The 13,191-nt window shown below is 61.3% G+C and carries 10 protein-coding genes, 1 tRNA gene and 1 pseudogene; 6 read left to right on the forward strand and 6 right to left on the reverse strand.

Translation table 11 applies throughout. From position 1 onward, the window contains the following. Positions 1 to 9 precede the first annotated feature (9 nt). Positions 10 to 86 (forward strand) — tRNA-Met (locus ACIQWP_RS04095). Positions 87 to 461: 375 nt separating this feature from the next. On the opposite strand, the gene ACIQWP_RS04100 is transcribed toward ACIQWP_RS04095, so the two are convergent. The 3 genes from ACIQWP_RS04100 to ACIQWP_RS04110 all read right to left on the reverse strand — a co-directional run bounded on the left by ACIQWP_RS04100 (position 462) and on the right by ACIQWP_RS04110 (position 5,121). After that, entirely contained in the window at positions 462 to 3,023 is a 2,562-nt protein-coding gene (locus ACIQWP_RS04100; RefSeq protein ID WP_402782752.1) for an FAD-dependent oxidoreductase, read from the reverse strand. Positions 3,024 to 3,224: 201 nt separating this feature from the next. Continuing rightward, a complete protein-coding gene (locus ACIQWP_RS04105) occupies positions 3,225 to 4,115 on the reverse strand; it encodes an amino acid ABC transporter substrate-binding protein (protein ID WP_402782754.1) in 891 nt (296 codons plus the stop codon). Positions 4,116 to 4,257: 142 nt separating this feature from the next. Further along, positions 4,258 to 5,121 carry a haloalkane dehalogenase gene (locus tag ACIQWP_RS04110; protein ID WP_402782756.1) on the reverse strand — a complete coding sequence of 288 codons (864 nt, stop codon included), beginning with the start codon at positions 5,119 to 5,121 and terminating at the stop codon, positions 4,258 to 4,260. A gap of 76 nt (positions 5,122 to 5,197) precedes the next feature. On the opposite strand from ACIQWP_RS04110, the gene ACIQWP_RS04115 reads away from it, so the two are divergent. After that, entirely contained in the window at positions 5,198 to 5,680 is a 483-nt protein-coding gene (locus ACIQWP_RS04115; protein ID WP_402782758.1) for a MarR family winged helix-turn-helix transcriptional regulator, read from the forward strand. Between the two features lie 121 nt (positions 5,681 to 5,801). After that, positions 5,802 to 6,506: an isochorismatase family protein gene (locus tag ACIQWP_RS04120; RefSeq protein ID WP_402782760.1), complete on the forward strand. Its 705-nt coding sequence runs from the start codon at positions 5,802 to 5,804 to the stop codon at positions 6,504 to 6,506. A 65-nt stretch (positions 6,507 to 6,571) separates the two neighbouring features. On the opposite strand, the pseudogene ACIQWP_RS04125 reads toward ACIQWP_RS04120, so the two are convergent. Continuing rightward, positions 6,572 to 6,775 (reverse strand): annotated as a pseudogene (locus tag ACIQWP_RS04125) (dienelactone hydrolase family protein); the annotation flags it as partial. 196 nt (positions 6,776 to 6,971) lie between these two features. Between ACIQWP_RS04125 and ACIQWP_RS04130 the strand changes: the two are divergent. Then, the gene (locus ACIQWP_RS04130; protein WP_402782762.1) at positions 6,972 to 8,501 is read left to right on the forward strand and encodes a S10 family peptidase; all 1,530 of its coding nucleotides are present in this window, start codon (positions 6,972 to 6,974) and stop codon (positions 8,499 to 8,501) included. 55 nt (positions 8,502 to 8,556) lie between these two features. Here ACIQWP_RS04130 and ACIQWP_RS04135 read toward each other — a convergent pair whose 3' ends face one another. Further along, positions 8,557 to 9,162 carry a TetR/AcrR family transcriptional regulator gene (locus ACIQWP_RS04135; protein ID WP_402782764.1) on the reverse strand — a complete coding sequence of 202 codons (606 nt, stop codon included), beginning with the start codon at positions 9,160 to 9,162 and terminating at the stop codon, positions 8,557 to 8,559. A 79-nt stretch (positions 9,163 to 9,241) separates the two neighbouring features. Between ACIQWP_RS04135 and ACIQWP_RS04140 the strand changes: the two genes are divergently transcribed. After that, the gene (locus ACIQWP_RS04140; RefSeq protein ID WP_402782766.1) at positions 9,242 to 9,859 is read left to right on the forward strand and encodes an NAD(P)H-dependent oxidoreductase; all 618 of its coding nucleotides are present in this window, start codon (positions 9,242 to 9,244) and stop codon (positions 9,857 to 9,859) included. Here the strand turns inward: ACIQWP_RS04140 and ACIQWP_RS04145 are convergent. Continuing rightward, positions 9,856 to 11,370 (reverse strand): mechanosensitive ion channel family protein, encoded by a 1,515-nt coding sequence (locus ACIQWP_RS04145; RefSeq protein ID WP_402782768.1) that lies wholly within the window; start codon positions 11,368 to 11,370, stop codon positions 9,856 to 9,858. The two genes, ACIQWP_RS04140 and ACIQWP_RS04145, sit on opposite strands and share 4 nt — an antisense overlap. A gap of 223 nt (positions 11,371 to 11,593) precedes the next feature. Here ACIQWP_RS04145 and ACIQWP_RS04150 point away from each other — a divergent pair, with 223 nt between their 5' ends. Next, the gene (locus ACIQWP_RS04150) at positions 11,594 to 13,180 is read left to right on the forward strand and encodes an aldehyde dehydrogenase (NADP(+)) (protein WP_402782770.1); all 1,587 of its coding nucleotides are present in this window, start codon (positions 11,594 to 11,596) and stop codon (positions 13,178 to 13,180) included. The last annotated feature ends 11 nt before the right edge of the window (positions 13,181 to 13,191 follow it).

The following is a 13,191-nucleotide window of genomic DNA, read 5'->3' on the forward strand; positions in this document are numbered from 1 at the left end:
CGCTGGTGACGCGGGGTGGAGCAGCCCGGTAGCTCGTCAGGCTCATAACCTGAAGGCCGCAGGTTCAAATCCTGCCCCCGCAACCAATTCTCTTCTCCACAACCAAGATCCTGATCCCCCGCGCCAAGACTGCATCCGCGATGGCCATCGCTAGCGCCCCAAGCCTAACGACCAGAACCAAAACGCCGCAGCCGCAAAGCATGACCACAAAACCTAAGTTTACAAGATTTATCAAATGAATAAGCCCTCCTGCAAGGAGGGCTTTCGTGTTTCTGGGCGTATGCTTTCAAGCCTTACACCTTCATGAGCTGGCAGCTTGAAGGGTCCCGATGGAGGCGGGCGCTCAGCATCCCGTCAGAAGAGGGCACTATCATTCGCAAACTGGCATGGCACCAGACAAAACTGCCCGCTGGCTTGCCAGCGGGCAGGGGATGTCGTTGGTTGTTTTACAGACGAAGTGGTTAGCTTCTCGGCTTCAAATTCTCTGCATCGTAAAGCGGCTTGTAGCCAACGCTGAGCACTTCCATCGGATAGGTTTCGCCGAAATATTCCACCTTCAGCTTGCGGCCTTCCTGGGCATGGGACCAGGGGAGGTAGGCGAGCGCAATGTTTTTGCCGATGGTCGGGCCGTAGGCGATCGACGTCGTGAACGAACGCCGGCCGAGGTCGTCGATGAGCGTTTCGCCGGTTTCGGGGTCCATGACCGGCAGGATGCCGACGGGGTAGCGGGCAACGCCATTGGAATCGGTGTTATCGGTGACCACGAGCGTGCAGAGCATGGCTGGCTGGTGTTCGCGGGCGCGATATTCGAGGTGCTTTGCCTTGCCGCGGAAATCGGCGTCCTTGACCTTCGGGCGGGCGAGATCGGCTTCGAGAAGATTGTATTCCGTCAGCAGGTCGGCATTCTGCAGGCGGAGGCTCTTTTCCATACGGCGGCTGTTGGCATAGGTCTCGACGCCGACGGCGATGGCGCCCGTCGAGCGCAGCGCGTCCCAGACCGCAAGCGCATCGCCGTAGGCCATGTGCAGTTCCCAGCCCTGTTCGCCGACATAGGAAATACGAAATGCCGTGACGTTCTTGCCGGCAATGCGGATCTGCTTGATCGCGGCGAAGGGGAAGTTTTCGTGCGTGAGGTTTTGAGGTTCCTCGACGACCTTCTGCAGGTTGGTGCGGGCATTCGGCCCCCAGATGCCGATCGTGACATAGCGTTCCGTGACATCGGTGATGGTGACATCAAAGCCCTTGTCCTCGGCAACGCGGCGCATGTAGTGGAAATCGCGCGGGCCGGCATCGGCGCCGTCGATCAGGCGGCAGCGGTCGGCCATGCGGATCACGGTGAAGTCGGCGCGCACCATGCCCTCGTCGTCGAGGAAGTGGGTGTAGATGCCCTTGCCGATATTGCCGTCGCCGCCGATCTTGGCGGCGCAGAGCCATTCCAGCAGTTCGACATGGTCGGGGCCTTCGATGTCGTACATGGCGAAATGCGAGAGGTTGATGATGCCGCAATCCTCGCTCAGTGCCAGGTGCTCGGCATTGGAGACGCGCCAGAAATGGCGATTGTCCCATTCGTTTGCACGCACGGGGATGCGATCACCGTATTTCTCGAGCAGGTGCTCGTTTGCGGCGTAGCCGTGCGCGCGCTCCCAGCCGCCAAGTTCCATGAAATAACCGCCGAGCTCCTTCTCGCGCTCATAGAAGGGCGAGCGGCGGACATTGCGGCCGGTCGCGTAGGGTTCGCGCGGATGCACGGCTGGATTGTAGATCTTCTGTGCCGCCTCGGTGCAGCGGCCTTCGATGAATTTTTCTTCCAGCATATGCGGGTAGAAGCGGGAGTAGTCGATCCTGTTGTGGTCGATCGGCGTGCGGCCGTCGGTCATCCAGTCGGCGACGAGCTTGCCGAAGCCCGGGCCATCCTTCACCCAGATGGCGACGCAGTACCAGAGACCGCGGACCTTCTGGCTTTCGCCGACGGAGGGGCCGCCATCGGTGGTGACCTGCAGCAGGCCGTTGAAGGAATGACCTTCGTTATAGCCGAGTTCGCCGAGGATCGGCGTCAGTTCCATGGCGCGTTCCAGCGGCTCGATAATCTGCTCCATGTCGAGATCGCGCTGCGAAGGTGACAGGCGGGCCTCATGCTTTTCGAGGAGATCGCGTGGATGGCAGAGGCGCGGGTTCTTCTCTTCGTAGTAGCCCCATTCGATCTGGCCGCCTTCGGCGGTCTTCGGGTCGCCGGTGTCGCGCATATAGGCGGAATTGCCCTGGTCGCGCATCAGCGGGAAGCCGATTTCCTTGCCCGTGTTGGCAAACTCGTTGTAGGGGCCGAAGAAGGTCAGCGGGTGATCGACCGGCATGACCGGCAGGTCTTCGCCGACCATTTCGGCGATCAGGCGGCCCCAGAGGCCGGCGCAGACGATGACATATTCGGCTTCGATCGTGCCGCGATGGGTGACGACGCCGGTGATCCGGCCATCCCTAACGATCAGCGACTGGGCCGGCGTATTGGCGAAGGACTGCAGCTTGCCGCTCTTCTCGCCCTGATCGATCAGCTTGCCGGCAACGGTCTGCGAACGGGGAATGACGAGGCCGGCATCCGGGTCCCACATGCCGCCCTGAACCATGCTTTCCTCGATCAGCGGGAATTTCTTCTTGATCTCAGAAGGGTCGACTATGCTCACGCGCGTGCCGAAGGCCTTGCCTGATGTCACCTTGCGCCTGATTTCCGCCATGCGGTCGTCATCGCCGACGCGCGCGACTTCCAGGCCGCCGACGCGGGCGTAGTGACCGAGCTTTTCGTAGAAATCGATGGAGTAAAGGGTCGTCCAGCAGGACAGGAAATCGTGACTGGTCGTGTAGCAGAAGTCGGAGGCGTGCGCTGTCGAGCCGATATCCGTCGGGATGCCGGATTTGTCGATGCCGACAATATCGTCCCAGCCGCGCTCGATCAGATGATGAGCGATCGATGCGCCGACGATACCGCCAAGCCCGATGATGACGACCTTCGCCTTTTGAGGAAATACTGCCATTGCGTGCGACCCTGATTGATACTGAAAACGGATTTTATGATGTGTGCGACGACGACCAGAGCCTGTCTACGACATATTCAAGATGCTTGCACGACGACCGTCACGCCGTCCCATCTGGAAATGGCGAGGTTTGTTGGCGACATATGCCCAGCGGAGATGTCGCAAAGGCGACTTCATTATCGCCGGCGAGCTATTGCTGCACTATTGCGGGATCGACTGCATCATGATCTCGCGGCGCAGGATCGGGCCTTCCTCGCCGAAATAGGTGGTCAGCAATTTGGCGAAATCATCCGACTGGTAGGTCTCGGTCAGTGTCTGATCGATGAGCAGGCGGAAGGCGGAATCGTTCTGCCTGAGTGCAATGCCATAGGGCTCGTGCGTGAAGAGACGATTGCCGATGGCGAGCGCGGAAGGCTTACGGGCATGCGATGCAAGATCGAAGAGCAGAGCGCGATCGGCGAAATAGCCGTCGATCTTGTGGTTCTCGAGTGCAGCCAGGCCGTCCTGATGCGTGGCGAATTCGGCGATCCTTGTCTTCGGCACGTCGGAACCCAGTGCTTCGCGTAGCGTCGCGCCCGTCGTCGTGTCGGCGCGAACGCCGATCGTGCTCGTCGCGGGCGCCTGCTTGGCGGAAACCTGCGTCGGCCGCTTGTCGAGGAAGAGCACCATCAGATAGTCCGGCGAATCCTTGCGCAGCAGGGCGCTGGCGCCGGTGATGAAGATCGGCTGCGAGAAATCGACGTTTTGACGCCGGCCGAGACTGATGGTCAGGGCGCCGCAGAGAAGGTCGATCTGGCCGCTCTTCACCGCGTCGAAGCCATCGGCAAGCGTGGTTTCGACATAGTCGCGCTTGAGGTTGGTGACCTTGTGCCCGACGGCATCGGCTATCTTGCCGCAAAGGTCGATGGCATATCCTGTGGGGCTGCCATCCCTGTTCTTGAAGGAGAAGGGCGCTTCGTCATTGATATAGCCGATCCGGATCGTGCCTCTTTGGGCGATGAGGTCCAGCGTCTGCGCGGCGGCTGCCGTATAGGCGGATATGCCGAGGATAATGCCTGCCAGAACCAGTCGTCTCATGCAATTTGCCGGCATGAACCTGATCTCCAAAAGAAAATTGGGCAATCGCAAAGGCTTAGGCGCAGATTATGGCCTGGCAGGTTTTTGTCAACGATGGATTGTCCTTAATCGTTCGCTGCCGAGCAGGGGTGGCGAAACGCATGCTCGACAGCTGGGCCTATCTGGACAAGGCGTGACGATCCGCCCAGTCGGAAATCGCTGATGCGATGGCTTCCGGCTGATCTTCAGGCGCATTGTGCCTGGCCGGCCCGCAATTTCTGACCTCAAGATCGGCTATGTTCGCCCGGCACCAGGCCGTCATCGCCTCGCCGATCAGCAGCGTATCCGCCGGGCCTTCGAAGGTCAGCAGCAGCTTGGGAATACCGGCGCTTTTCGCCAGCCAGGCGTCATAGGCTTCGATACGCCTGATTACATCGGCGGGCTCGCCCTCGATCGGCATGGAGCGCGGCCACGCCAGCAGCGGGCGACGGCTCTCTCGCGTCGGATAGGGCGCAGCATAGACGGCATGATCCTCTTCGCTGAGGCCCCTGAGAACGGTAACCCTCAGCGCCTGTTCGATAAAGAAATTCTCATCCAGCACCTTCGTTTCGCCAATCCCTGGCGAGCGCAACGCCTCATAACGAGGGCGTGCGTTCGGGAAATCGCCCCAGGTCATCGGTTTCACGATTGTTTCCATGAAGGCGATACCGCGTACGCGCTCGGGATGGCGGGCAGCCCAGTCGAAGCCGAGAGCGCCACCCCAATCGTGACCGACCAATACGATATCGTCGAGCGCCAGTTCGTCGAACCAGGCGTCGAGATAGCGTGCGTGGTCGTCAAACGTGTAGGCGATGTCCGGCTTGCCGGAGCGGCCCATGCCGATGAGATCGGGCGCCAGGCGACGGCCCGGCGTGGTGACGGCAGGTGACACATGCCGCCACAGGTAGGAAGAGGTGGGATTGCCATGGAGGAAGACGAAGGGCGTTCCCGTTCCGGCATCCTCGTAAAAGATCGTCGAATTCAGCACGTTGAGCGAAGGCATGTGAGTATCCTTTCCTGAGATAAGATGGTAAGGTGCCTGTCTATTTACTGCAATAGTCAGGCGCCTGTCTATATCCATGAAAGAATCTGCTCCTACTCATCTGTCGCTGGGGCTGCTGCTGCGGCTCATCCATCAACATTATGCTCAGGACGTTGACGCAGCGCTTGAGGAAGCCGGCTTCCGCGACATCCGTCCGCCACATGCCAATGTCTTTACCTTTGCGCGTCCGGAAGGCATTCAGGTGAGTGAGCTCACCCGGCTCGCCCATGTCCGCAAGCAGACGATGACGCAGGCCGTGGAGGAGCTGGAACGCCTCGGTTACGTCGAACGCCGGCCAGACCCCAACGACCGGCGCGCGCGGCTCGTATTCCTGACCGAGCGCGGCAAGGGGGTGCGGCCTGTCGCCATGGCTGCTGGCCGGCTGGTGGATCAGCGCTGGTCCGACATTGCCGGTTTGGACGAAATCGAGGCGCTGAAGCGGGCGCTGCAAAACTTGCTGGAGAAGCTGCGCGGCGGCGACAAGAGCGGCGACGTTCCGTCGGATGATGCCGGCGTGTAATGGCTTCCCGTTGCTTGCAATGCCTGTCGAACACTCCGTGCTGTATCACGAAGAGTTTCGGTGCTCTGTCGGGATTTCTAGCCTATGTCTTTTGCACCACCGTCAACCCAAGGGGACGTCGATGCCGGAGAGGAACTTCATCAGCAGGGCAAGTGGCATGAGGCGGAAGGCGGTCTTTGCTTTCTGCGTGGGCCTTGGAGCTCTTAGCCTGGCCTTCAGCCCTGCGCTGACGTTGCCGGCGGCAGCGCAGACGATCATCGACGACTGGCAGAAAGTGAAGCCGCCGGCACCGCCAGAGCTGAAATCGGTCACGGTCGATCCGAAGACGACGGCATTGCTCATCCTCGATTTCAACGGCGCACAGGACCCGACCAAGGGGCCGTGTAACGAAAAAACCAAGCCGCGCTGCCTGGCCTCCGTGCCGAAGGTCAAAACCCTGCTCGATCAGGCGCGCGCCAAAGAGATGCTGGTCGTTTTCAGCCTGGGCGGTGCCGGCGAGGCGCAGGATATCGCAACGCTTCTGGCGCCGCTGGCGAGCGAGCCGGTCGTCAAATCAGGGCCGGATAAATTCATCGGCACCAACCTGCGCAGCATTCTCTCCGACAAGGGCATCAAGACCGTCATCGTGACAGGCACGGCCTCGGAAGGTGCTGTGCTCGATACGGCCACGGATGCGGCGCTCAACGGCATGAATATCGTGCTGCCGGTCGATGGCATGTCGTCGACGGAGCTTTATGGCGAGCAATATGTGGCCTGGCACATGGTCAACGCGCCCGGCGTCTCGCAGAAGACGACGCTCACCAGCATCGACAGGATCAAATTCTGATTTCGTGGGCTGGATGGAGGATATCCCGCTTTCCTTGGCGGTAACGGGATATCCCTAGGCAATGTTCAGGCGAAGGCCTTGTCGAACAGGTTCAGAAACCGCTTCCAGTGTCTCTCGGCACCAGCCCCGTCATAAACGCCATGGTGGTCGGGCACTGTCCAACCGTGCGCCATGCCGACATAGTTTTCGATGGCGTGATCCACCCCGCCGGTGCGGAGCGCCTCGGCAAGGCGTGCCGAATTTCTATATCCTGCCTCATCGTCGAATCCCTTGTGATCTTTTGTCGGCTCATGACCCAGCGCCGCATGTTAATCTCGCAAACGGCCCACTGGCCCTCAAGAACATCGTCCTTCAAAGCTGCCGAGCTGATCGATCAACATCTCTTGAGTTTCGAAGCTCGTCGTCCGTGACATAGTATCGCCGGCAACGACGTCTATGCGATGACCCTTTGGAGGATGCGATTTCATGTCTTTTCGCCAGATGGCTCCCAGCCTGGCGCTGGCTCTTTCCCTGATATCGGCAACGGCGTCCGCCGCGCCGGCCGAGCAAGGCCATGGTGCGCCTGCCGGCAGCGGTGGCGTGCTGTCGCTTCTACCGCCTGATGCTACGAGCGACCATGTACTGAATGCCGATGGCAAGACCATTCCCTATACAGCGACGGCCGGAACGCTCGATCTCTTCGGGCAGGATGGTCAGCGCAGTGCTGCGATCTTCTACACCGCCTATGTCGCCAAGAACCGCGATGCGAACAGGCCTGTGACCTTCGTGTTCAATGGCGGGCCGGGAGCGGCCTCCGCCTTCCTCAATCTCGGGCTCGTCGGTCCGCGTATTGTCGATTTCGGCGCAAACGGTCGCGATGGCGCCAATGCCAAGCTGGTCGACAATCCGCAAAGCTGGCTCGAATTCACCGATCTCGTGCTGATCGATCCGATCGGCACCGGCTGGAGCCGAACGGTGAAGCCCGATGACCAGAATGATTTCTATAGCGTCGACAGCGACGCCCAAAGCCTGGCCAAGGCAATCGCCCTGTATGTGAGTCATAATGGTCGTGCGGCGTCGCCGAAATATATTCTCGGCGAGAGCTATGGCGGCTTTCGTTCGGTCAAGGTCGCCAACAGCCTTCGTGAGGATCAGGGCATCCTGATTTCCGGCGTCGTCATGCTGTCGCCCCTGCTGGAAGGCCGGTTCGTCTTCGGCGGCGGAGAGGATGCGCTCGGCGCTGCCCTGCAACTGCCGTCGCTGGCGGCAGCCGAGCTGGAGCGTCAAAACGCCTTCAGCGAAAAGGCAGTCCAGGATGCTCAAGCTTTCGCTTTCAGCGAATATCTGCCAGCGCTTGCCGGGCGACCGCCGTCGGGCGATGCCGGCAAGGCTTTCTACGGCCGCGTGGCGACGCTGACCGGTATTCCCGAGGATGTCGTTGCCAAGAACCAGGGCTTTCTCAGCCGCGTCTACCGCAAGCATTCCGATGGTGACGGCGCGGATGTGGCGAGCGCCTATGACGCCTCGTTCCTGGCGCCTGACCCCTATCCGCAGTCGGAGTCCGAGCATGGCGGCGATCCGATCCTGGATGGGTTCGTGCGCGCCTATGGCGGTGCCTTTTCCAGCTATGCCCGCGACGAGTTGGGCTTTCACACCGACATGACCTACACGCTGCTGTCTGAAACCGTGAACAGGGAGTGGAAATGGGGCGGCCAACATGGCGGCTCGCGCGGGACCGCCGATGTCACCGATGATCTCAAGGAACAGCTGTCGCTGTCCCCTTCCTTCCGGGTGATGATCGGGCAAGGCTACAGCGATCTCGTCATTCCCTTCGGCGTGAACAAATATGTGCTCGACCACATGCCGCCGGCCTTTGCCGATCGCGTGGCGCTGAAGCTCTATCGCGGCGGCCACATGTTCTATACACGCCCGACATCGCGTGAGCAGTTCACGACGGATGCCAGGGCATTCTATGCCGGGCAGGTTCAGCCAGCACCGGCGACGCAATCGAACTGACGAAGCCGGCCTGCCAGTTCCGGCCTGAAATTTGACGGCGTCGCGAGACTTGCCTTCACGCGTTTCTCGCGACCATGGCCCTGATGGTTTCGAAGAGTTCGTCCTTTGCCTGCTGCGGGCTGATGTCGCCCATCGTGGCGGCATAGGAGAGGGCCTCGGCCGCACCCAGCATCGCCCATAGGCCGGCCGATGCAATGGAACCGGTGTTTGCGAAGGGAACGAGCAGTGCGCGGCACTTCTCGATGAAGGCGGTTTCATAGTCGCGCTTGATCTTTTCAAGCTCGGGCGAGCCCGCAAGCGCGGCGATGATGCCGGGTATCTCGCGCCCCTGCCGCAGAACGCAATCGACATAGGAGGCCGCTATCACCTCGGCCCGCCCCGTTAGCGTGGGCGCGCTTGCATAAAGTGCTGCATCCATCACCTCCGTCTGCCTGATATCGAATTCGCGATAGAGTGCAGCGAGCAGGCCGGAGCGGGTGGTGAAATGGTCATAGACGACGGGTTTCGTCACGCCGGCACGCTCCGAAAGCCGACCCAGCGTCAAGGCCTCCGTCCCCTCTTCTCCGGCGATTTGCCAGGCGATCTCTATAAGCTGCCGGTAGCGCTCCTCCCGCGTCAGCCGGCTGCGGGGCTCCGTTTTCCTTGTCTGTATGCTTGACATCGCTATATACCAAAGGTAACTTACTAAAAGTATATAGGCTTGAGCCACCGCTCGCAACGTGTCAGCAGGAGTTTTTCACATGCATGCGCTTATCGTCTTTGCCAATCCAAACCCTGGCTCGTTCACCCACAGCGTCGCAACCGAAGTCGCCGAAGGTGTGGCGCAGGCAGGCCCGCGCGATACGTTCGAAATCGCGGATCTTGCGGCAGAAGGCTTTGACCCGAGGTTCAGCGCTGCCGATGTCGCCGTCCATCTCAGGGAAGGACCATCGCCTGCCGATGTTGTCGCGGAGCAGGCGCGAATCGATCGTGCCGATGCGCTGGTGCTGGTCTATCCCGTCTATTGGTGGTCCATGCCGGGGCTCCTCAAGGGATGGATCGATCGGGTGTTCAGCAATGGGTGGGCTTATGACGATATGCCGGATAGCGGCACGATCAAAAGATTGAGCCATCTTCGCGTCCATCTGATCGCCATCGGCGGAGCCAACATGCGCACCTATGCGCGCCACGGCTATTTCGGCGCCATGAAGACGCAGATCGACCATGGAATTTTCGGATATTGCGGTGCGTCGGTCGCGACCTCCGAGCTTCTTCTCGGCGAAACGCAGGACATGGCGCCTCATCTCGATACCGCGCGCGCCATTGGCCACAATCTCTTTGCCACGTCACCGGCAGAGAAGACGGCAGACGCGGCCTAATCGTGCTGCTGCAGCTGGAACAGATGCTTGATGCGTGAGGTCAATGAGCTGACCGGAGCACCGTGGACCAGCATATCGGCGTTGGCGAAGAGGTGGCGTTCGGCATCGATACGTTTTGCCATAATCGTACCCAACTCCTCGGCGAGGACGGGTCTGTCATGCAGCAGCGGGGCGAGGCACTCCTCGCCGATTTCATAAGTCACGACAAAGGTCAGCGCGCGGATCGTCCCGACCTCGCCTGATCCCATCAACAGGCCGTTCTCGCCGAAATAGTCGCCGGGCGCGAGGCGCGTCAGCTCGATCTGCCGATGCCCCTCGCGGCGGGTGATGCTGATGACGCCCGACCGGACGATCGTCAGCGCGCGAAGCCGGACATCCTGTTCGGCGATGACGGCATCCTTGCGGTAGGTGCGGCGCTGCATGTGCGACGCCACATGCTCCTTCTCGTCCTCGGTCAGCGACGAGAACAGTGGGATATTGCTGATTAGCCGCCACGGCGTTCCAGGCGCATGTTGCTGCTCGCCCTGGGTTTCCGTCTTCTGCTCCATCGGGATCGTCATCGCACCGGGGGGACCGGCGAGCTTCAGGCCTGCCGCCTTCGTATGACGATACAGGAGATCGTAGATCTCATTCTTTGCGGCCGTCGTCAGCGACATGTCACGCACCCTGAACCAGAGCTGCAGTTCGATCGCCTGCCCATCGATCGAATTGATGGCGACGCTGGGTTCGGGGGTTTTCTGGATCGAGTTGCAACTGAGCAATACGTTCTGCATCACATCGGCAACAATGCTCGGCTGGGTGGTCGGCTGCACCCGTACGGTGACCGTGGCGCCGTGGCTCTCCTCGGGCGAGGAGAGGTTGGTCAGCCGGGTCTTAGCAAGGACGCTGTTCGGGATCACCACGAGATCATTGGTGCCGTTCAACAGCTGCGTGGCGCGCCAGTTGGTCTCGACGACACGACCCTGGATATCGTTGTCGAGGACGATCCAGTCACCGACAGAATAGGGCCGGCCAAGATTGAGCGCGATGCCGGAGAAGACGTCGCTCAACGTGCTCTGCAAGGCCAGACCGAGAATGATGGCGAAGACGCCCGATGTGGCGATCAGCGTGCCGATTGGGACGCTGAAGACGTCGCCGACGACGGAGAGAATGGCGCCGAGATAGATGATGCCGACGATCAGATCCTGTAGCAGCCGGCCTTCGCGGGGCTTGCGCTCGAAGATCAGGAACAGCCGCACACAGGCGATCAGCACCCAGGCGCCGTTCAGCCACCAGACGATCTTGGCGACGGCCGTGAAGGTGCGCAGCGTTACCGAATTCTCCGGCGGGCTCGGCTCATAGGGGACGATGCCGTGATAGAGCAAAAGCACGGTCAGGCTGGCGAAGAAGACGATCTGGCCGATCAGACGCCCGGCGCGCTGATGACGCAGCATGATGCGGCTAACGAATGTGCCGATGACGACCAGGATACAGAATTGGACGATCGGATCGCCAAGAAGTGCAATGGACATTGGGACTTGGCCGCACTCAATCTTTCGGATGGACGCTAAATTGGCACGAAAGCGACCGCAACGCCATATGGGGTCATGGACGCCTGAAGGTTACTGAAACGTCGCTCCACCGACCTGTGTCTTGATAATTAGATGACGATTATCATCTTACATCTGTCATCCCATCCTGCTATCTGCTCTCGCAGCGCATCTCCTAGCGCTCCGACCTCATCAAGGAATACCCATGACACAGTCTTTCGAGATTCGCGGCGATCTGCTGATCGGCTCAGATTCCACCGGCGACAACAGGACCGCGCGTGCCATCAATCCGGCAACCGGCGCAAACCTGGAACCGGCCTTTGCGATTGCCAGCGAAAGCGACGTTGCCAAAGCATGCGAATTGGCGGCTCAGGCATTCGACGTCTACCGTGCGACCAGCCCCGAGCAGCGCGCGGCATTCCTTGAAAAGATTGCCGATAACATCATGGAGATCGGCGATGCGTTGATCGAGCGGGCGACGGAAGAGACTGGCCTGCCTGTCGCGCGCCTGCAGGGCGAGCGCGGCCGCACCGTCGGTCAGCTCCGGCTGTTTGCGCAGGTGGTTCGCGCCGGCGAATGGCTCGATCTGCGCGTCGATCCTGCGTTGCCGGAGCGCAAGCCACTGCCGCGCGCCGACCTGCGCTTGCGCCAGATCCCGCTCGGCCCGGTCGCCGTCTTCGGCGCCAGCAATTTCCCGCTCGCCTTCTCGGTTGCCGGCGGTGATACGGCTTCGGCGCTTGCCGCCGGCTGCCCAGTCGTGGTGAAGGGTCATCTGGCCCACCCAGGGACGGGCGAGCTTGTCGGCCGCGCCATCCGCGCCGCCGTTGCCGCATCCGGTCTTCCTGAAGGCACGTTCTCGCTGCTGACCGGCGCCAACGAGACCGGCGCCGCGCTGGTACGCGATCCCCGTATCAAGGCTGTCGGTTTCACCGGCTCGCGCGGCGGCGGTCTGGCGCTTGGCGCCATTGCAGCCGCTCGTCCGGAGCCGATCCCGGTCTATGCCGAGATGAGCAGCGTCAACCCCGTCTTCCTTTTCCCGGCGGCGCTTGCAGCGCGCGCCGAGGCGATCAGTACGGGCTTCATCGATTCCCTGACGCTCGGCGCCGGCCAGTTCTGCACCAATCCCGGCCTACTTTTCGCGATCGAGAGCCCCGATCTCGGCCGGTTCGTCCAGGCTGCGAGCGGTGCCCTGACCGGCCGCGCGCCCGCACCGATGCTGACGCCGGGCATTCACGCAGCCTTCGACAAGGGCGTTGCCGCACTGGCGGATCATGAGGCAGTCAAGACCGTCGCTCACGGCGCGCCGGCCGAAGGCGTCAATCGCAGCCCCGGCATCTTCTTCGAGACCGATGTCGATGAGTTCCTGGCGGATGAGCGCTTGGGACACGAGGTCTTCGGCGCGGCGAGCCTTCTCGTGCGCTGCAAGGATATCGACCAGATGATCGCGGTTGCGGAAAAGCTCGAGGGGCAGCTGACGGCGACGCTGCAGATCGAAGCGGATGACTATGCGACGGCGGCCAAGCTGGTGCCGGTGCTGGAACGCAAGGCCGGGCGCATCCTCGCCAATGGCTGGCCGACCGGCGTCGAAGTTTCCCACGCCATGGTGCACGGCGGGCCTTTTCCTGCGACGTCGGACAGCCGCACGACCTCGGTCGGCACGCTGGCCATCCGCCGCTTCCTGCGTCCGGTCTCCTATCAGGATCTGCCGGAAGGCCTGTTGCCGGCTGAGCTTCGCAACGAGGGCGTCAAGTCGCTGCCGCATCTCCTCGACGGCGTGCGCAAGGGCAGTTAAGCCGCTATCCG

It is taken from the genome of Rhizobium sp. NPDC090279, assembly GCF_044769665.1.
In the GTDB taxonomy this organism is placed as follows: Bacteria; Pseudomonadota; Alphaproteobacteria; order Rhizobiales; family Rhizobiaceae; genus Rhizobium.

Excerpts from the sequence above, each read along its gene's own strand:
- ACIQWP_RS04110 (WP_402782756.1), bottom strand. The coding sequence starts at position 5,121 with ATGCCTTCGCTCAACGTGCTGAATTCGACGATCTTTTACGAGGATGCC.
- ACIQWP_RS04150 (WP_402782770.1), top strand. The coding sequence starts at position 11,594 with ATGACACAGTCTTTCGAGATTCGCGGCGATCTGCTGATCGGCTCAGAT.
- ACIQWP_RS04120 (WP_402782760.1), top strand. The coding sequence starts at position 5,802 with ATGCCGGAGAGGAACTTCATCAGCAGGGCAAGTGGCATGAGGCGGAAG.
- ACIQWP_RS04135 (WP_402782764.1), bottom strand. The coding sequence starts at position 9,162 with ATGTCAAGCATACAGACAAGGAAAACGGAGCCCCGCAGCCGGCTGACG.
- ACIQWP_RS04140 (WP_402782766.1), top strand. The coding sequence starts at position 9,242 with ATGCATGCGCTTATCGTCTTTGCCAATCCAAACCCTGGCTCGTTCACC.
- ACIQWP_RS04115 (WP_402782758.1), top strand. The coding sequence starts at position 5,198 with ATGAAAGAATCTGCTCCTACTCATCTGTCGCTGGGGCTGCTGCTGCGG.
- ACIQWP_RS04145 (WP_402782768.1), bottom strand. The coding sequence starts at position 11,370 with ATGTCCATTGCACTTCTTGGCGATCCGATCGTCCAATTCTGTATCCTG.
- ACIQWP_RS04130 (WP_402782762.1), top strand. The coding sequence starts at position 6,972 with ATGTCTTTTCGCCAGATGGCTCCCAGCCTGGCGCTGGCTCTTTCCCTG.
- ACIQWP_RS04100 (WP_402782752.1), bottom strand. The coding sequence starts at position 3,023 with ATGGCAGTATTTCCTCAAAAGGCGAAGGTCGTCATCATCGGGCTTGGC.
- ACIQWP_RS04105 (WP_402782754.1), bottom strand. The coding sequence starts at position 4,115 with ATGCCGGCAAATTGCATGAGACGACTGGTTCTGGCAGGCATTATCCTC.